17 protein-coding genes are annotated in these 17,529 nt (G+C 71.5%); 6 read left to right on the top strand and 11 right to left on the bottom strand.

The genetic code is table 11. The features are described 5' to 3' along the window. Positions 1–13: 13 nt before the first annotated feature. From rplL to ABD106_RS11600, 5 genes are all read right to left on the bottom strand, one after another. On the bottom strand, positions 14–397 hold the full coding sequence (rplL, locus tag ABD106_RS11620) for a 50S ribosomal protein L7/L12 (protein WP_343920508.1): 384 nt from the start codon (positions 395–397) through the stop codon (positions 14–16). A gap of 33 nt (positions 398–430) precedes the next feature. After that, entirely contained in the window at positions 431–949 is a 519-nt protein-coding gene (gene rplJ, locus ABD106_RS11615) for a 50S ribosomal protein L10 (protein WP_343920506.1), read from the bottom strand. Between the two features lie 221 nt (positions 950–1,170). Continuing rightward, complete coding sequence (locus ABD106_RS11610) at positions 1,171–2,685, bottom strand: sensor histidine kinase (RefSeq protein ID WP_343920504.1); 1,515 nt, start codon at positions 2,683–2,685, stop codon at positions 1,171–1,173. A 19-nt stretch (positions 2,686–2,704) separates the two neighbouring features. After that, positions 2,705–3,448: a response regulator transcription factor gene (locus ABD106_RS11605; protein WP_343920502.1), complete on the bottom strand. Its 744-nt coding sequence runs from the start codon at positions 3,446–3,448 to the stop codon at positions 2,705–2,707. 110 nt (positions 3,449–3,558) lie between these two features. Next, entirely contained in the window at positions 3,559–4,566 is a 1,008-nt protein-coding gene (locus ABD106_RS11600) for a phosphotransferase enzyme family protein (protein ID WP_343920500.1), read from the bottom strand. Positions 4,567–4,715: 149 nt separating this feature from the next. Here ABD106_RS11600 and ABD106_RS11595 point away from each other — a divergent pair, with 149 nt between their 5' ends. Beyond that, positions 4,716–5,312, top strand: coding sequence for a YqaJ viral recombinase family protein (locus ABD106_RS11595; protein ID WP_343920498.1), 597 nt, complete (start codon positions 4,716–4,718; stop codon positions 5,310–5,312). Beyond that, positions 5,312–6,067: an alpha/beta fold hydrolase gene (locus ABD106_RS11590; protein WP_343920496.1), complete on the top strand. Its 756-nt coding sequence runs from the start codon at positions 5,312–5,314 to the stop codon at positions 6,065–6,067. The genes ABD106_RS11595 and ABD106_RS11590 overlap by 1 nt, the downstream gene beginning before the upstream one ends. On the opposite strand, the gene ABD106_RS11585 is transcribed toward ABD106_RS11590, so the two are convergent. Further along, entirely contained in the window at positions 6,064–6,747 is a 684-nt protein-coding gene (locus tag ABD106_RS11585) for a DUF998 domain-containing protein (RefSeq protein ID WP_343920494.1), read from the bottom strand. The two genes, ABD106_RS11590 and ABD106_RS11585, sit on opposite strands and share 4 nt — an antisense overlap. 114 nt (positions 6,748–6,861) lie before the next feature. On the opposite strand from ABD106_RS11585, the gene ABD106_RS11580 reads away from it, so the two are divergent. Beyond that, positions 6,862–7,815: an NADP-dependent oxidoreductase gene (locus tag ABD106_RS11580; protein ID WP_343920492.1), complete on the top strand. Its 954-nt coding sequence runs from the start codon at positions 6,862–6,864 to the stop codon at positions 7,813–7,815. A 37-nt stretch (positions 7,816–7,852) separates the two neighbouring features. Further along, the gene (locus ABD106_RS11575; RefSeq protein WP_343920490.1) at positions 7,853–9,508 is read left to right on the top strand and encodes a dipeptide ABC transporter ATP-binding protein; all 1,656 of its coding nucleotides are present in this window, start codon (positions 7,853–7,855) and stop codon (positions 9,506–9,508) included. A gap of 588 nt (positions 9,509–10,096) precedes the next feature. On the opposite strand, the gene ABD106_RS11570 is transcribed toward ABD106_RS11575, so the two are convergent. The 3 genes from ABD106_RS11570 to ABD106_RS11560 all read right to left on the bottom strand — a co-directional run bounded on the left by ABD106_RS11570 (position 10,097) and on the right by ABD106_RS11560 (position 13,822). Continuing rightward, a complete protein-coding gene (locus tag ABD106_RS11570) occupies positions 10,097–11,017 on the bottom strand; it encodes an ABC transporter permease (RefSeq protein ID WP_343921068.1) in 921 nt (306 codons plus the stop codon). Positions 11,018–11,031: 14 nt separating this feature from the next. After that, complete coding sequence (locus ABD106_RS11565; RefSeq protein WP_343920488.1) at positions 11,032–12,036, bottom strand: ABC transporter permease; 1,005 nt, start codon at positions 12,034–12,036, stop codon at positions 11,032–11,034. Between the two features lie 109 nt (positions 12,037–12,145). Beyond that, positions 12,146–13,822: an ABC transporter substrate-binding protein gene (locus tag ABD106_RS11560; protein ID WP_343921066.1), complete on the bottom strand. Its 1,677-nt coding sequence runs from the start codon at positions 13,820–13,822 to the stop codon at positions 12,146–12,148. Between the two features lie 211 nt (positions 13,823–14,033). Between ABD106_RS11560 and ABD106_RS11555 the strand changes: the two genes are divergently transcribed. Further along, entirely contained in the window at positions 14,034–15,410 is a 1,377-nt protein-coding gene (locus tag ABD106_RS11555; protein WP_343920486.1) for a sensor histidine kinase, read from the top strand. Then, entirely contained in the window at positions 15,407–16,057 is a 651-nt protein-coding gene (locus ABD106_RS11550; protein ID WP_343920484.1) for a response regulator, read from the top strand. Before ABD106_RS11555 ends, ABD106_RS11550 begins: the two co-directional genes overlap by 4 nt. Here ABD106_RS11550 and ABD106_RS11545 read toward each other — a convergent pair. Together ABD106_RS11545 and rplA are read right to left on the bottom strand one after the other, a co-directional pair. Further along, positions 16,044–16,682, bottom strand: a complete 639-nt coding sequence (locus tag ABD106_RS11545) for a hypothetical protein (protein ID WP_343920482.1) — start codon at positions 16,680–16,682, stop codon at positions 16,044–16,046. The two genes, ABD106_RS11550 and ABD106_RS11545, sit on opposite strands and share 14 nt — an antisense overlap. Positions 16,683–16,808: 126 nt before the next feature. Then, positions 16,809–17,498: a 50S ribosomal protein L1 gene (gene rplA / locus ABD106_RS11540; protein ID WP_343920480.1), complete on the bottom strand. Its 690-nt coding sequence runs from the start codon at positions 17,496–17,498 to the stop codon at positions 16,809–16,811. Positions 17,499–17,529: the final 31 nt, after the last annotated feature.

The following is a 17,529-nucleotide window of genomic DNA, read 5'->3' as shown; positions in this document are numbered from 1 at the left end:
TGATGCGGGGTGACTACTTGACGGTCACCGTCGCGCCGACCTCTTCGAGGTCAGCCTTTGCCTTCTCGGCGTCTTCCTTCTTGACACCCTCGAGCACTGCGGCGGGCGCGCCGTCGACGACGGCCTTCGCCTCGCCGAGACCGAGCGACGTCAGGGCGCGGACGACCTTGATGACCTGGATCTTCGAGGAACCGGCGGCCTCGAGCACGACGTCGAACTCCGTCTGCTCCTCGACCTCCTCGGCAGCAGCGGCGGCTGCGGGGGCAGCAGCGGCAGCAGCCGGGGCGGCGGCGGTGACCTCGAAGGTCTCCTCGAATGCCTTCACGAACTCGCTGAGCTCGATGAGGGTGAGCTCCTTGAACTGCTCGAGCAGCTCGTCAGTCGACAGCTTTGCCATCGTCTTCTCCTTGTTTCTGGTTCAGTCCGGGCCCTACTCGGCCGCGGACTCCTGCTTGGCCCGCAGCGCCTCGACCGTGCGAACGGCCTGTGCGAGCGGAGCGTTGAACATGTAGGCAGCGCCGAAGAGCGAGGCCTTGAAGGCACCTGCCAGCTTGGCCAGCAGCACCTCCCGAGACTCGAGATCGGCGAGCTTGTTGACGTCGTCGGCCGTGAGCGGGTTCCCGTCGAAGAAACCGTTCTTGACCACCAGCGCCGGGTTCGCCTTGGCGAAGGCACGCATCTCCTTCGCGACGGCGACAGGGTCGCCATGCACGAATGCGATCGCAGACGGGCCGGCAAGCGACTCGTCGAACGCCGTGATGCCGGCGTTGTTGGCTGCGATCTTGGTGAGCGTGTTCTTCACCACGGCGTACGTCGCGTGCTCACTGATCGATCGGCGCAGCGTCTTCAGCTGGCTGACCGTGAGACCGCGGTACTCGGTCAGCAGAACGGCGTTCGAGGTCTCGAAGAGGTTCGAGAGCTCGGCGACCGCAGCTTCCTTGTTCGCCATGGTGCTCCTTGCGTCGTTGCTGGCTTCCCTGGCTCGCGCATGAAAAAGAGCTCCGGCGCACGCGCACGGAGCTCGACCCTCGACGGGGTGTCACACCTGCGCGGGACGTCGCTCCTAGGCGAGCCTTCGGCTGCTGCACGCCCTTCCGAGCACGCACCAGCGACCAGCGGTCTTTGGTATGCGTTCAGACTAGGGCATGACGGATGCGCGGCGCAAGCTCGTCACGGAGCCTCCGCCACCACCGCGCTCGCGGCGGCCTCCGCGCTCGGCTGCTCGTCGGCATCCGGCTCGTGCCAGAGCGGCAGCCGCACGGTGAACGCGGTCCGTCCGGGCTCGCTCTCGAGATCGATCGTGCCGTGGTGCGCGTCGACGAGCGCTCGCACGATCGCGAGGCCGAGCCCCGAGGAGCCGGTCGCTCGCGAGCGCGACGCGTCACCCCGGGCGAAGCGCTCGAAGACGGTGCGCTGCTGCTCCTCCGGGATCCCGGGGCCCTCGTCGACGACCTCGACCACGGCATCCGCGCGCTCGGCACGGAGGGTGACGTCGATCGGGGTGCCCTCGGGCGTGTGCACGCGAGCGTTGGCGAGCAGGTTGGCGATCACCTGCTGGAGCCGCAGCGCGTCACCGGCGACCGTGACCGGCTCCTCGGGCAGCTCGAGCGCGATCGGATGCGACCGGCCCGCGGCCTGCGCGTCGGCCACCGCCTCGACGACGAGGAGCGAGAGATCGACCTCGGCGCGCTGCAGCTCGCGGCCCTCGTCGAGGCGCGCGAGCAGTAGCAGGTCGTCGACGAGCGCCTGCATCCGCACGGCTGCCGCCTCGATGCGCTCGAGCGACTCCCGCGAGTCGGGCCGCAGGTCGCCGTCGTGCTTGCGCGTGACCTCGGCGTAGCCGCGCACGGCGGCGAGCGGCGTGCGCAGCTCGTGCGAGGCATCCGCGACGAACTGGCGCACGCGCCGCTCGCTCGCGGAGCGCGCGTCGAACGCCTCCTGGATGTGGTTGAGCATGCGGTTCATGCTCTCCTGCACGCGCTCGACCTCCGACGCCGGCTCCTCGATCGCGACCCGGTTCGTCAGCTGCGCGTCGCCCGAGGCGAGCGGCAGCTGCGAGATGCGCTCGGTCGTGGCGATGACGGCGGTGAGCGGCCGCAGCGCTCGGCGGATGATCATGTCGCCGAGCATGAGCACGATCGTGACCGCCGCGAAGGCCGCGACGGCGATGACGAAGGCGAGCGCCGCGAGCGTCTGGTTCGTGTCGGAGAGCGAGAGCCCGACGATCACGCGCCGTTCGCCGACCTCGAGGGCGACGACCCGGTATGCGCCGTGCGTCGGGAGCGCCACGGTGGTCGCGGCGTCGCTCGGCACAGCGGCGACGACCGACCGATCGCGCTCGGCGAGCGCGAGCTGCTGACCCACCCGCGTCAGGATGAAGTCGCTCGACAGCGAGCCGTCTGACTCGATGGCGTAGAGCGTGCCCGAGTTGCCAGCGCGCGGATCGACCCGCGCGCCGCCGGCCTGCTCGACCTCGCGCGCCGTCTGCCCCGCGATCTCGTACAGCTGCTCGTCGACGCGCGTCTCGAGCACGACGCGCATGGTCATGACGCTCGCGATCGCGACCGCGGCGGTCAGCGCGGCGAAGAGCGTCACGACGACGACCAGCAGCCGTCGCCGCAGCGACCACGACGACGGGTTCTGGATGCGCCTGGCCTGCGTGCTCGGCGCGCTCGCGGGGGTCACAGGCGCCGGCCCCCGCGCGTCACTCGGCAGCGCGCAGCTGGTACCCCACGCCGCGGACCGTGTGGATCATGGGCGGGCCGAGCGTGTCGATCTTCTTGCGCAGGTACGAGATGTAGAGCTCGACGACGCTCGCGCGGCCGCCGAAGTCGTACGACCACACGCGGTCGAGGATCTGCGCCTTCGAGAGCACGCGCCGAGGGTTGCGCATGAGGTAGCGCAGCAGCTCGAACTCCGTCGCCGTGAGGTCGACCTGCTTGCCGCCGCGGCGCACCTCGTAGGAGTCCTCGTCCATCATCAGGTCGCCGACCCACAGCACACTCGACTCCTCGGCCGTCTGCGCGGTGCGGCGGATGAGGCCGCGGAGGCGCGCGACGACCTCCTCGAGGCCGAAGGGCTTCGTCACGTAGTCGTCGCCGCCAGCGGTGAGTCCCGCGACGCGGTCGTCGAGCGAATCCTTCGCCGTCAGGAAGAGCACGGGCACGTCGAAGCCGGCCGAGCGGAGGCGCTGGAGCACGGTGAGCCCGTCGATGTCGGGGAGCATGATGTCGAGCACGACGGCGTCGGGGCGGAACTCGCGCACGGCCTGCAGCGCCTGCTGGCCGTTCGCCGCGGTCTTCACGTCCCAGCCTTCGTACTTGAGGCCCATCGCGACGAGGTCGGCGAGGCTCTGCTCGTCGTCGACCACGACCACGCGGATGGGCGAGCCGTCCGGGCGGGTGAGGCGGGGCTGCGCACGCAGCTGCTGCTGGGCTGTATCGGTCATGCCATCCATTCGGCCAGAGTCGCCTGTGATTCCATCCAAGCAGAGTCTGTGCAGTTCCTGTGTGCTTGCCATCACGGCGTCGCGTGACAGCTGTCGTCACGGCGCGATCTTCACGCAGCGGTGCTCGGCAGCGCCCTCGTGAACACGCCCGTCTCGAGCCAGTGGCGCAGGCGATCCACCGAGACCCGGATGTAGTCGTCGGCCTGGGCGCGGAGGTCGGCGGTCGTCGTCACGAGCAGGCTGTTGGCGAGCAGCAGCTGGCGCGCGGCGATGAGCGCCTCGAAGTCGGCGGCGCCGATCGGCGGCAACGGTGCGAGCTCGGCGTAGCCCTCACGCATCGACTCCTCGAGCGAGCGATCGTCGGCGCGCAGGTAGAAGGCCGAGATCGCGAGGTCGAGCGCGGGCAGCCCGAGCCCGGCGTCGTCGAAGTCGAACACCGCGAGCCGACCCTCGTGCCACTTCAGGTTGCCGCCGTGCAGGTCGGCGTGCAGCGGCCGCAGCTCGGCGCCGCGATGCAGGCGCTCGAACACCTCCCCCGTGCGCGCTCGTGCCTCGTCGAGCACCGCTCGGTCGGCGGCCGACAGCCCGGGCGCACGGTCGAGCGCATCCTCATCGCCGAAGAGCGGGGTGTCGAACCGCGACAGCACGGCGCCCGGCGGGAGCGACCAGCCGGCCGCGTGCCCGTGCAGCGTCGCCATCGTGCGCCCGAGCGCCCGCGCCGCCTCCGGCACGAGCGCGTCGGCGTCGTCGCCCGCGAGCCAGCTCGCCGCCGTGACGAGCACCGACCGGCCGAGCACCGGCGCGTCGACCTCGACGAACCACCGCGCGTCGGGCGTGCGCAGCGGTTCGGGCACGACGACGTCGGTCTGCTCGGCGATCGCGCGCATCCACGACTGCTGCGCGACGACGTGCGCCGGGGTGCTGAGCGAGTTCGTACCGACCCGCAGCGCGAAGCGACGGCCGTCGCCCGCATCCACCGCGAACGTGGTGTTGAAGGCATGCAGGGCGAGGTCGATGCCCACCACCTCGAGCCCGAAGTCCCGCGCCGCGGCCAGCGCGAGGGGGCGCAGCGCCTCCACCTGCTCGGCCTCGCCGAGGTGCTCGTACTCGCCCACCATGCCCCCATCAGACCATGCCGCCGTCGGACAGGGCCGCCACCAGACCGGGTCGCCGTCGGGGCGGGCACCCGCAGCCGCCGCCGCTCGCGCGCCTCGCCGATCGGGCGCGCCGGGCGAGCCGCGTCGGCGCTGCGTGGGACGATGGAGCCATGCAGCTCCAGCTCGACATCTTCGGCGATCAGCCGACGGTGCTCGGGCACACCACCCGCATCGTGGCTCGCTCGAGCGACCGCATCGCGTGGCTGCGCGCCCGCTCGCAAGGCGTCACCGCGACCGACGCGGCGCGGCTCAGCACCTCGCACGCGGTGCTCGCCGTGGCCCGCGAGAAGATGGGCCTGCGCGGCTTCTCGGGCAACGCGTTCACCGACCACGGCCGCGCCCGCGAGCCGCACATCGCGAGCTGGGTGCACGACCACTTCTCGCTCGTGCCGTCGGATGCGCTGTTCCACTCGGTGCCCGACCGTCGCCACCTCGCCACCCCCGACTGCGTGAGCGACGACGGCAGCGTGCTCGCCGAGATCAAGACGACGTCGAAGGCGTTCGACCGGGTGCCGAAGCAGTACTTGCGGCAGATCTGGTGGCAGCAGTACGTGCTCGGCGCCGAGCGCACGCTCTTCGTCTGGGAGCAGCACAGCGAGTTCGTGCCCGTCGGCCCGCCCAAGCACGTGTGGGTCGAGCGCGACGAGGACGAGATCGCCATGCTCGTCGACCGCGCGGACCGGCTGCTCGAGCTCCTGCGCGGCTGATGCTGCTCGCCATCCACGGGCTGGGCTCCGACTCGGGCGCGATGCGCGCCTACCTCGAGGGCGCGGTGCCGGCTGGCGTCGGCGCGCTCGTGCCCGACCTCCGCGCGCACGGCTCGAGCACGCTCATCGGAGAGCCCGACGACTTCGCGCTCGAAACGCTCGCGGGCGAGGTCGCCGACGAGCTCGAGCGGGTGCGCATCCAGGTGGGCGACCTCTCCCCCGTCTCGATCGTGGGCGTCTCGCTCGGCGCGGCGCTCGCCGCGATCATCGCTTGCTCCGGCCGCTTCCCGCTCGACCGCGTGGCGCTCGTGCGGCCCGCCTTCACGACCGAGCCGCTGCCGGCCAACCTGGCGATCTTCCCCGTGCTCGGGCGGCTGCTCGACGAGCACCGGCCGCGGCGCGCGCTCGCCGAGCTGCATCGCTCCGGGGCGTGGCGGGCCATCGCGCACGAGTCGCTCGCGCACGCTCGCGGGCTCGAGGCGCAGCTGACCCAGCCGCTCGCGCGCGAGCGACGCATCCGGCTGCTCGAGATCCCCCGGAACGCCGGCTACCGCCCGGGCGAGCTGCGGATCCCGGCACCGAGCGTCGTGCTCGCGAGCCCGCGCGACCCGGTGCACCCCCTCCACGTCGCCGACGCGTGGCGCGCGGAGCTCGGCTGCCGGATGCTCGTCTCACCGGCGCGCGACGACGGCGAGGCTGCGATGTACGCGTGGTTCCGGCAGCAGCTGGGCAGCTTCCTCGTCGGCGTCCGCTAGCCGCGATCCACGAGCGCCCCCGTGCGTGCGGGCACGGCCGCGATCGTCGGCATCCGCGAAGGCGCGGAGTGCACGACGACCATCGCGAGCATCCACACGACCCCGAGGCCCGCGGCGACGTACTCGAGCGTCGAGCCGATGTCGGTGTTGCCGCGCGCGAGCGAGATGATCCCGCCGGTCGCGGCGATCACCCCCACCGAGATGCCGGCGGCGGTCGACAGCCGCGCGACCCAGCGGTCGCTCGCGGTCGCGAACTGCAGCATCGCCACGCAGCCCGCAGCGAACGCGAGCACCGCCGCGACGATGTGCACCCAGTCGCGCCACTGCGCCGCGTCGGTGAGCAACGAGGGGCAGCCGAGCGAGCACGGCACCGCGGCGGCGACGAGGAAGAGCCCGCCCGCGGCGACGAGCGACGCGGCCGGCGCCCAGCGCCGCAGCACCGGCAGCCGCGTGCGCACGTCGCGCACGACCACTCCGACGAGCAGGATGCCGCCCGCCACGAGCACGAAGCCCACTTGGAAGAGGCCGGCCGTCGGCATCGTGAGCGCGCCGAGCTCCGAGATGTAGAGGTACTGCCCCAGCTCGACGCGGGCCACGCCGATCACGATCGCGCCGGCGACGAGGCTCGCGACGGCGAGCGCTGCGACGACGGCGTCGGCGGTCCCTCGACCCTGGAGCACAAGAGCACTGTAGCCGCGCCGCCGTCGCACGCCGGGCGTCGTCACACGTCGTCATCCGGACATCCGCCCGTCATATGCGTGCGATAGCGTCGAAGCGACGCGGAGGGAAGTGCGATGCGAGCAGTGCTGGTGCGGGAGTTCGGGCCGACGGAGCGAGTGGAGGTCGGCGAGGCGGAGGCACCGCTCAAGCTCGGCACCGAGGTGCTCGTCGACGTGCACGCCGCCGGCATGAACCCGATCGACTTCAAGACCGTGATCGGCAAGGGCGCCGCGAAGGCCGTCGAGCCGCTGCTGCCCTGGATCCCGGGCGGCGATGTCGCCGGCGTGGTCGCGCAGGCGCCGTACGAGGCGCACGACCTGCAGCCGGGCGACGCGGTCTACGGCATCGTGAACCACTGGCGCACGCGCGGCTCCTTCGCCGAGCAGGCGGTCGTGCCGAGCCTCGCGCTCGCCCTCAAGCCCGAGTCGCTCAGCTTCGAGCAGGCCGCGGCCGTGCCGTGCGCGGGCCTGACGGCGTGGGATGCCGTGGTGCGCGTCGCGAAGGCGCGGGCCGGCCAGCGCATCCTCATCCACGCGGGCGCGGGCGGCGTGGGCCACTTCGCCGTGCAGTTCGCCAAGTACTTCGGCGCGCAGGTCGCGACGACCGTCTCGACCCGCAACGTCGACTTCGTCCGCTCCCTCGGTGCCGACGAGGTCGTCGACTACACGCAGGAGCGCTTCGAGGACGTGCTGCAGAAGGTCGACGTGGTCATCGACCTCGTCGGCAACGTCGCCGACGAGACGGGCACCCGCTCGCTCGACGTGCTGAAGCACGGCGGCCTCTACCTCAACGTGCCGACGGGATCGTGGCCGGAGTACGCATCCGCCGCCGCCGCCCGCGGCCTGCGCGCCTCGTCGGTCAAGGTCGAGGCCGACGGCTCGAACCTCGGCATCATCGGCCGCCTCATCGACGCCGGCGACGTGCGCGTCGAGGTGCAGCACACCTACCCGCTCGACCGCGTGCGCGAGGCGTTCTCGGTGCTGCAGGGCGGTCACGTGCGCGGCAAGCTCGTGCTCAAGGTGCGCTGAGTCACCGAAAGCCCGTCGGGCAGTGCAGGATGGTCGCATGAGCGACGCGAAGAAGCCGCTGCTGGAGGTCTCCGGACTCAAGGTGGAGTTCACGACCCAAGACGGCCTGGTCACCGCCGTGCACGAGGCGAACCTGACGCTCGCCGCGGGCGAGACGCTCGCGATCGTCGGCGAGTCCGGGTCCGGCAAGTCGACGACCGCGATGGCGATCATCGGCCTGCTGCCCGGCAACGGACGCGTGACTGCCGGCAGCATCAAGCTCGACGGCGAGGAGCTCGTCGGCGCGAGCGAGGGCGCCATGCGCAAGGTGCGCGGCCGCCGCATCGGCCTCGTGCCGCAGGACCCGATGTCGAACCTCAACCCCGTCGCCCGGATCGGCTCCCAGGTGGCAGAGACGCTGCTCGCGCACGGGCTCGCCGACCGCCGCAACGTCGACGCGAAGGTCGTCGAGACGCTCGAGGCCGCAGGCCTCCCCGACGCCGCCGAGCGTGCGAAGCAGTACCCGCACGAGTTCTCGGGCGGCATGCGGCAGCGCGCGCTCATCGCGATCGGGCTCGCGTGCCGTCCGCAGCTGCTCATCGCCGACGAGCCGACGAGCGCGCTCGACGTGACGGTGCAGCGCACGATCCTCGACCAGCTCGGCACGATGACGCACGAGCTCGGCACAGCCGTGCTCCTCATCACGCACGACCTCGGCCTCGCCGCCGAGCGCGCGCAGCAGGTCGTCGTCATGCACCGCGGCCGCGTCGTCGAGCAGGGGCCAGCGAAGCAGATCCTCGAGTCGCCGCAGCACCCCTACACGCAGTCGCTCGTGAAGGCCGCCCCGTCGGTGGCGATGGCCCGCCTGCGGCCCGAGGACTTCTCGCGCGACGGGCAGCCGGCGGTCGCCGCGCCCCGCAACGCATCCGACGTCATCGTCGAGTTCAAGGACGTCACGAAGCAGTTCCACGTGCGCGGGCGGCGCGAGCCGTTCACCGCCGTCGACAACATCAGCCTGCAGGTGCCGCGCGGCACGACCGTCTCGATCGTGGGCGAGTCGGGCTCGGGCAAGACGACCGCCGCGCGGATGCTGCTCAAGGCGATCGAGCCGACGAGCGGCTCGGTGCTCTTCGAGGGCAAGGACGTCTTCTCGCTCTCGCGCGACGAGCAGAAGGCATTTCGCCAGCGCGTCCAGCCGGTGTTCCAGGACCCGTACTCGTCGCTCAACCCGATGTTCACGATCGAGCGCATCATCGACGAGCCGCTCTCGTTCTACAACAAGGGCAATCGCGCCGAACGGCAGCGGCGCGTGCGCGAGCTGCTAGACCAGGTGGCGCTGCCGACCGACATGGCGCGCCGGTACCCCTCCGAGCTCTCGGGCGGGCAGCGGCAGCGTGTCGCGATCGCTCGCGCGCTCGCCCTCTCCCCCGACGTGATCGTGTGCGACGAGCCCGTCTCGGCGCTCGACGTGCTCGTGCAGGACCAGATCCTGCGGCTGCTCGGCGACCTGCAGCGCGAGCTGGGGCTCAGCTACCTGTTCATCTCGCACGACCTCGCCGTCGTGCGCCTCATCAGCGACTACGTCGCGGTGATGCAGAACGGCAGGCTCGTCGAGGCGGCGACGTCCGAGGAGATCTTCACGAACCCGCGCGACCCGTACACGCGCAAGCTGCTCGCCTCGATTCCCGGCAACGAGCTGAAGATCGCGAGCTGACCCTGAGTGGCGCCTCCCGCGCCTGACTGGCGCCTCCCGCACCTGAGTGGCGCCTCCCGCGCCTGAGTGGCGCCTCCCGCGCCTGAGTGGCGCCTCCCGCGCCTCAGTGGTCACTCCGACGCCTGAGTGGTGACTCCCGCGCGTCAGTGGCCACTCCCGCCCCTCAGTGGTCATTCCCGCGCCTCAGTGGGCACTCCCGCGCCTGAGTGGTCACTGGCACCGAGCGCTCACGGACTGGCAGGGATACCGCAGCGGACGGCCCGGAACATCACTCACCTTCCGCACTTCTCACTCACCTCCCGGATGCGTTGCCGGGAGTGACCACTCACACGCGAGAGGCGCCACTCACGCGCCCGAGCGACCACTCACCTTCGGACGTGACCAGTCACACGCGGAAGTGACCCCTCACTCCCCGGAGTGACCACTCACACCCCGGAGTGACCACTCACACGCGCGAGGCGCCACTCACACGCGCAAGGCGCCACTCACACGCGCAAGGCGCCACTCACACGCGGGAGGCGCCACTCAGGCTCAGGCGCCGCCACTCAGGCGCGCGAGGCGCCACTCACCCGCCTGCGGCGGCGCGGGTCAGCGCTTGCGGGTGCGGGGGTCCATCGCCTCGCGCAGAGACTCGCCGAGCAGGGTGAAGCCGAGGGCGGTGATCATGATGCAGATGCCGGGCAGGAACGCGAGCGAGGGGGCGATCGCCAGCTCCTGCTGCGCGTAGGTGAGCATGCGACCCCACTCGGCCGCCTCAGGGCGACCGCCGCCGAGACCGAGGAACGACAGGGCCGCCGCGTCGATGACCGCGGTGGCGAGCGTGAGCGTCGCCTGCACGATGACGGGCCCGACGGAGTTCGGCAGCAGGTGCGACATCGTGATGCGTCCGGTGCCGAGGCCGAGGGTGCGGGCCGCGAGCACGTAGTCGGACTCGCGCTGGCCGAGCATGGACGAGCGCAGCAGCCGCGCGAAGATCGGCACTTGCGCGACGCCGATGGCGATCATGATCGCGAGCGGGGTGCGGCCGAGCACGGCCGCGATCGAGACCGCGAGCAGCAGGTGCGGGACCGAGAGGAGGATGTCGACGACGCGCATGACGAGGGTGTCGACCCATCCGCCGAACGCGCCGGCGAGCGCGCCGAGCACCATGCCGCCGACCAGGCCGAAGAAGGTCGAGGCGATGCCGATGATGAGCGACGCCTGCGCACCCCAGATGAGCTTCGAGACGACGTCGCCGCCGAAGCGGTCGATGCCGAGCGGGAACTCGGGGATCTCGCCGATGCCGGGCAGCGACGTGGGCCGCAGGTACTCGCGGCCAGGCGTCGCGAGCTCCGGGTATGGCGCGAGCCAGGGCGCAAGGAGCGCGACGAGCACGAAGACCGCGATGACGATCGCGCCGATCCAGGCCGGCGGGCTGCGACGCACGCGCCGGAGCACGTCGCCCCAGAAGCTGCCGCCGCGACGGGACGCGGCCGCGTCGCCGCCCTCGGGGGTCGGGACGGTGGGCAGGGCCTCGGCGGCGCTCACTGGATCCTCACTCGGGGGTCGATGAAGCTGTACGAGATGTCGACGAGCAGGTTGATGAGCGCGTACGAGATCGCGATGAAGAGCACGAAGCCCTGCAGCACCGCGAAGTCGCGGGCGAAGATCGCATCCTTCATGAAGGCGCCGATGCCCGGGAACGCGAACACCGTCTCGGTGAGCACCGCGCCCGAGATGAGCAGTCCCGCCTGCAGGCCGATGGTCGTGACGACCGGCAGCATCGCGTTGCGGAGCACGAACCGGTTGCGGATCACCTCGCGCGAGACGCCCTTCGCGCGGCCGGTCCGCACGTAGTCGGCGTTGACGACCTCGAGCACCGAGGCGCGCGTGATGCGCACGATGATCGCGAGCGGGATGGTCGCGAGCGCGATGGCGGGCAGCAACAGGTGGATGAGGGCGTTGAGGGATGCGTCGAGCTCACCGGTGAGCAGGCCGTCGAGCACGAAGAAGCCCGTCACATGCGTCGCATCGATCTCGCGATCCTGCCTGCCCGTGGAGGGCAGCCATCCGAGCTGCACCGCGAAGACGTACTTGAGCATGAACGCGAGGAAGAAGACGGGGATCGTGATGCCGATGAGGCTGCCCGTGACCGACAGGTTGTCGATGATGCCGCCGTGGTGGCGAGCGGCCCAGTAGCCGAGCGGCACGCCGATGCCGACGGCGAGGATGAGCGCCACGATCGCGAGCTCGAAGGTCGCGGGGAAGCGGTTGACGAACTCCTCGAGCACGGGCCTGCGCGTCTCGATCGAGTTGCCGAAGTCGCCCTGCAGCAGCTTGCCGAGCCAGGTGATGTACTGCTCGGGCAGCGGCCGGTTGAAGCCGTAGGCCTCGTTGATGCGCTCGACCGCCTCGGGCGTCGCGCGCTCGCCGAGCAGCGCCGAGGCGGGGCCGCCGGGCAGCGACCGCACCCAGAAGAACAGCAGCACGGTCAGGCCGAACAGCGTCGGGATCAGCAGCAGCAGTCGTCTGCCGATGGTTCTCAGCACGTGGTCTCTCCGTCGGGGGCGGGCGTCGTGTGCGCGGCTGGCGCGGGCCGTTCGTGGCGGATGCCGCGGGCCGATCTCGGCCCGCGGCATCCGCTGCTGACGATCGAGGCTACTCGCTCAGCTCGATCATGTTGAACACCTCGTCGTTGACGGGGCTTGCCGGGTAGGAGGTGACGCGAGCGTCGAACGCCAGCGACGGCGCCGGGTGCGCGAGCGGCACGCCGGGCACGAACTGTGCGATCTGCTCGTTGATGTCCTGGTAGGCCGTGGCCGCCTCCTCGGGCTCTGCGATCTGCCGGGCCTCGCTCAGCGCGCTGAACAGCTCCGGGTTCTCGAAGCCCCACTCGTTGGAGTAGCCGTTGAAGAAGACGCCGACGAAGTTGTCGGTGTCGTTGTAGTCACCGGTCCAGCCGAGCAGGTGGATGCCGTGGTCCGCCCCGCCGCGCATGCGGTCGAGGTAGTCGGTCCACTCGTCCGAGACGGGGTTCACGGTGATGCCGACCTCGGAGAGCTGCGACGACAGCGCCGTGAAGATCTGCTCGGGGTTCGGCATGTACGGACGGGAGATGTTCACCGGGTAGTTGAACGTCAGCTCCAGGCCGTCGGCGAAGCCCGCCTCGGCGAGCAGCGCGCGAGCGGCGTCGGGGTCGTACGCGTAGTCGGTGACGTCCTCGTTGTAGCCGTTGACGACCGGCGGGATGAACTGCGACGCGACCTCGGTGCCCTCCGGGAGCACCTGCGTGACGAGCGACTCGCGGTCGATCGCGTGGGCGATCGCCTGGCGCACGCGCACGTCCTGCAGCTCGGGCACCGTCTGGTTGAAGCCGAGGTAGAGGATCGTGAACGGGTCGCGCTGCATGACGTTGAAGCCAGCGTCCTCGAGCGCAGCGGTGTCGGCCGGCGCGACGTAGTCGAAGCCGTCGATGTCGCCGGCCTCGAGCGCCTGGCGGCGCGCGGTCGGGTCGTCGATCGTGCGGAAGACGATCTCCTGGACCTGGCCCTGCTCGCCCCAGTAGTCGGCGTTGGCCGAGAGGACGACCTCGCTGCCGGGCGACCACGACTCGAACACGAACGGGCCGGTGCCCGTCGGGTGCGCCTCGCCGTACTCGCTGTACTCGGGTGCCTCCTCCGAGCCGCCGACGTCATCGGCGCCGTACTCCTCGAGGGCCGTCGGGCTCTGCATCGAGAAGGCGGGGAGGGAGAGGGATGCGACGAAGCCCGAGAAAGGACGCGTCAGGTTGACGGTCGCGGTCGACTCGTCGTCGGCCGAGCACGACGCGTAGAGCGCGTTCTCGTCGCCGGCGAAGCCGCCGTAGAGCGAGCCGTAGTAGTACGAGAGGCTCTCGGTCGCGGTGAGGCCGGTCCAGTTGTACCAGCGGTCGAAGTTCGCGCAGACGGCCTCGGCGTCGAAGGGGGTGCCGTCGTGGAACGTCACGTCGCTCTTCAGATCGAACGTGTAGGACAAGCCGTCCTCGCTCGTCTCCCAGCTCTCGGCGAGCAGCGGTGCGGGGTCGGCCGTGCCCGGCTCGACGCCGACGAGGCCCTCGAAGATCTGGCGCGAGATGCGGAAGGTCTCGCCGTCGGAGGCGAAGGCGGGGTCGAGGCCCGAGGGGTCGCTCGAGGCGCCGAAGACGAACGTCGAGTCGACGTCGCTCGCCGACGCGGCGGGGTCGCTCGCGGCGGGGTCGCCGGTGTCGCGCTGGCTCTGGCAGCCGGTGAGCACGATGGCGAGTGCTGCGCCTCCGGCGATGCCTGCAATGAGGCGCCGCCGCTGTGCGGAGTGGATCACGGTGCTGGACCTTTCCTTCTGGGACTGGGCGCACGCCGCGGCTCGGCCGTGAGGCTGCGTATGCACAACCTAGCGATACACAGGCGCTTCGGAGGTCACAGCAGGGTCACGATCCGGTCACGTGTGCTTGGGCGCGGACCTCGTCCTTGGGGACGAGATGCGGTCGGATGCGCTGTTCGCGCCGTTCGCGCAGCCCTAGCCTGACGCCATGGACTTGGACCAGAGCACCCGCATCGCCGCCCGCTGGTGGCCCGCGCCGATCGCCGCGATCGTGTTCGTCGCGACCCTGCTGACCCGCTTCAACGAGCCGCTCCTGATGCTCGCCCTGCTGGTGCTCTGCGTCGGCCTCGCGATGGCGCGCGCGACGCCGCTCGTCTCCTTCGGCGCGATCGCGATCGGCGCGCTCCTCGCTCCCCTCGCGGGATCGACCGAGACCGGGTGGTCCCTGCTCGCGCTCGCGCTGGCCGCCACGCTCATCGCGAGCTGGAGCGTCGAGCCGCTGCTGACTCGAGCGCTCCTCGGCGTCCCCGTGGCGGCGGTCGCAGCCGTCTCGATCGTGCTGCTCGGCATGCGCGCCGAATCCGGCATCGGCGTCGGGCACGTGGGTGCGGAGGGGATGCTCGGCTGGGTGCTCGCGCTCACCGCGTGGGGTGCGGTGGTCGGTGGTCGGGCGCTCCGCGACTTCGTGCGCGCCGAGCAGGCGAAGCAGCAGGCCGTCGCCCGCACGACCGTCGTGGAGTCGGAGCTGCGCGACGAGCGGCTGCGCGCCGATCTCACCTACGACTTCCACGACGTGATGGCGCACTCGCTCGCCGTGCTCGCCGCCCAGGCGGAGGGGCTGCGGCTGAGCCACCGGCAGCATCCGGAGCGGATCGATCCCGTGCTCACCACCATCAGCGACACGGCGCGACTCGCGCTCGTGGAGGTGCGGCAGCTGCTCGAGCGGGTCGACGACGACGCGCGCCGCCCGCAGCCGACGAGCGCCGACATCCCCGGCCTCGTCGCGCAGCTGCGCTCCGCCGGCCCGTCGGTGGTGCTGCACGATGTCGGCACCCACGGGCACCTGCCGCGGCTCGCCGACATCGCGGCGTACCGGATCGTGCAGGAGAGCCTGACGAACGCGCTCCGCCACGGCGGGGCCGACATCGAGGTGGTCGTCGCGCTGACCTGGACGGGACCGGGGCTGACGCTCGCGGTCTCCTCCCCCATCCGCGACCGCGGGGCGCTGCGACCGGCCGGCCGCGGCATCGCGGGCATGCTCGAGCGTGCCCGCCTCGCGGGCGGGTCGCTCGAGGTCGACGCCGACGGCGACCGCTTCGTCGTGAGCGCGCACCTGCCCTACGGCTCGGTGAGCGACGCCCCGACGGCCCCGCTCAGCGAGGATCAGCTGGCGACGCTGCCCGTCCAGCTCCCGCCGCGGCCGGAGGACGTCGTCGCGCCATGGATCGTCGAGGCGAGTCGGCGGCAGCAGGAGCGGCCGCCGCCCACCGGTGACTGGTCGCAGGCGACCACGGTCGACCTGACGCCCGCGGCCCCGCCCGGCGGGAGCATCCGCAACCCGATGGCTCCGCCGGAGCAAGCGTGATCCGACTGCTGCTCGTCGACGACCAGGAGCTGTTCCTCCAGGGGCTCTCGATGATCCTCGAGAGCCAGCACGGGATCGAGGTGGTCGGCACGGCGCTCGACGGCGAGCAGGCGATCGCCCGCACGCGCGAGCTGCGGCCCGACGTCGTCCTCATGGACATCCGCATGCCCGTGCTCGACGGCGTCGCCGCGACCGCGGCGATCCGGCGCGAGTCGGCCGAGCCGCCGCCGCACGTGATCGTGCTGACGACCATCCGCCAGGACCGCGCGGTGGTCGATGCGCTGCGCGCGGGAGCGAGCGGGTTCCTGCTGAAGGACGCCCGTCCCGAGTTCCTCGTGCAGTCGATCCGTGCGGTCGTCGACGGCCAGCAGGTCATCGCACCCGCGGAGACCTTCGACCTCCTGCGCGCGTTCGCCCCGGTGCGACCGGCGCCCGACACGAGCGTCCTGGAGGGCCTCACCGAGCGGGAGCGCGAGCTGTTCGCGCTGGCCGCCAGGGGCCTCTCGAACGCCGACATCGCGCAGCAGCTGTGGGTGGCGGAGACGACCGTCAAGACGCACATGCGGGCGATCCTCGCCAAGCTCGGCGTCGCCTCGCGGGTGCAGCTCATCGCGCTCGCCTACGAGCGGCGCCTCATCGAGGCGTGACCCCTCGCTGGGCGGAGCGCGGGCGGTCGTGGCCGAGCGTCGCCGCGAGTCCGGCGAGCACCATGAGCCCTCCACCGAGGGCCGCGCCGCTCACGCCCCGCGCGATCGACACGCGACCGGCCATGACGGCGCCTGCGGCCGCTTGCCCGAGCACCGTGATCGCGACGAGACCGCCGACGACGCGGCGCACCGCGTCGGGCTCCGGCGCGCCCGAGCGCGTCGGGCGCAGCGCGAAGCCGCCGCCCATCATCAGCAGCAGGTCGAAGACCGCGCCGCTGCCGATGCCGGTCGTGACGAGCTGCTTCGCCGCGCTCGGCTCGAGCAGGGCGGCGGCGAAGGCGAGCGGCGACCACGGCACCCACCGCGGCACGGGCAGCCCGGCACCGCGGCGGTGCGCAGCGAAGCCGTGGGCGGCGCCGACGATCGCGCCGGGCAGCAGCACGAAGGGGCCGGTGCGCCACGTGATTGTGCTCTCGCGACCGGCGATCAGCACCATCCACCCGCGCTGAGCGGCGGCCCAGCACAGGCCGGCGACGGCGCCGAGCGCGACCGCGCACCGCTCATCCGTGACCGCGTCGAGCCCGACGGCTCGCCCGAACCTCGGCTCGACCGGCGGCTGGGCCATGGCGCCTCCTCGATCGAGGGCACCGTACTGCGCGCGCGACGCGGGCGACAGCGGTCGATCGCACGAAGAAGCCCCGTGAGACGACGAGAGCCCCGCCGAAGCGGGGCTCTCGTGCTGACGATCGACTCAGAGCGTCGTGACGTCCACCGGGATGCCGGGGCCGAACGTGGTCGAGACGGTTGCCTTCTGGATGTAGCGGCCCTTCGACGACGACGGCTTGAGGCGCGAGACCTCGTCGAGCGCCGCGGTGATGTTGTCACCGAGCTGCTCGGGCGAGAACGACGCCTTGCCGACGATGAAGTGCACGTTGGCGTGCTTGTCGACGCGGAACTCGATGCGGCCGCCCTTGATGTCGGTCACGGCCTGCGCGACGTTCGGGGTGACGGTGCCGGTCTTCGGGTTCGGCATCAGGCCGCGCGGGCCGAGCACCTTGCCGAGACGACCGACCTTGCCCATGAGCTCCGGGCTCGCGACGGCGGCGTCGAAGTTCGTCCAGCCGGCGGCCACCTTCTCGATGAGGTCGTCGGAGCCGACCTCATCGGCGCCTGCGGCGATGGCGGCCTCGGCGGCCGGTCCCTGCGCGAAGACGATGACGCGAGCGGTCTTGCCGGTGCCGTGAGGAAGAGAAACGGTACCGCGGACCATCTGGTCAGCCTTGCGGGGGTCGACGCCGAGCTTGAGCGCGACCTCGACGGTCGAGTCCGTCTTCGTCGAGCCGGTCTCGCGAGCGAGGGCGACGGCCTCGATGGCCGTGTAGGACTTGTCGGCGTCGATCTTCGCCGCTGCGGCCTTGTAGGCCTTGGACTTCTGTGCCATGAGATCTCCTAGATCAGAGTTCGTGGTGCGC

It is taken from the genome of Agrococcus citreus, from assembly GCF_039527715.1.
Lineage (GTDB): Bacteria > Actinomycetota > Actinomycetes > Actinomycetales > Microbacteriaceae > Agrococcus > Agrococcus citreus.
Note: the sequence above shows the minus strand (reverse complement) of the source record. Positions and strands in the feature narration are given on the sequence as shown.

Coding starts and splice junctions, on each gene's coding strand:
- ABD106_RS11555 (WP_343920486.1), top strand. CDS start 14,034: ATGGACTTGGACCAGAGCACCCGCATCGCCGCCCGCTGGTGGCCCGCG.
- ABD106_RS11575 (WP_343920490.1), top strand. CDS start 7,853: ATGAGCGACGCGAAGAAGCCGCTGCTGGAGGTCTCCGGACTCAAGGTG.
- ABD106_RS11605 (WP_343920502.1), bottom strand. CDS start 3,448: ATGACCGATACAGCCCAGCAGCAGCTGCGTGCGCAGCCCCGCCTCACC.
- ABD106_RS11590 (WP_343920496.1), top strand. CDS start 5,312: ATGCTGCTCGCCATCCACGGGCTGGGCTCCGACTCGGGCGCGATGCGC.
- rplA (WP_343920480.1), bottom strand. CDS start 17,498: ATGGCACAGAAGTCCAAGGCCTACAAGGCCGCAGCGGCGAAGATCGAC.
- ABD106_RS11595 (WP_343920498.1), top strand. CDS start 4,716: ATGCAGCTCCAGCTCGACATCTTCGGCGATCAGCCGACGGTGCTCGGG.
- ABD106_RS11580 (WP_343920492.1), top strand. CDS start 6,862: ATGCGAGCAGTGCTGGTGCGGGAGTTCGGGCCGACGGAGCGAGTGGAG.
- ABD106_RS11545 (WP_343920482.1), bottom strand. CDS start 16,682: ATGGCCCAGCCGCCGGTCGAGCCGAGGTTCGGGCGAGCCGTCGGGCTC.
- rplL (WP_343920508.1), bottom strand. CDS start 397: ATGGCAAAGCTGTCGACTGACGAGCTGCTCGAGCAGTTCAAGGAGCTC.
- ABD106_RS11600 (WP_343920500.1), bottom strand. CDS start 4,566: ATGGTGGGCGAGTACGAGCACCTCGGCGAGGCCGAGCAGGTGGAGGCG.
- rplJ (WP_343920506.1), bottom strand. CDS start 949: ATGGCGAACAAGGAAGCTGCGGTCGCCGAGCTCTCGAACCTCTTCGAG.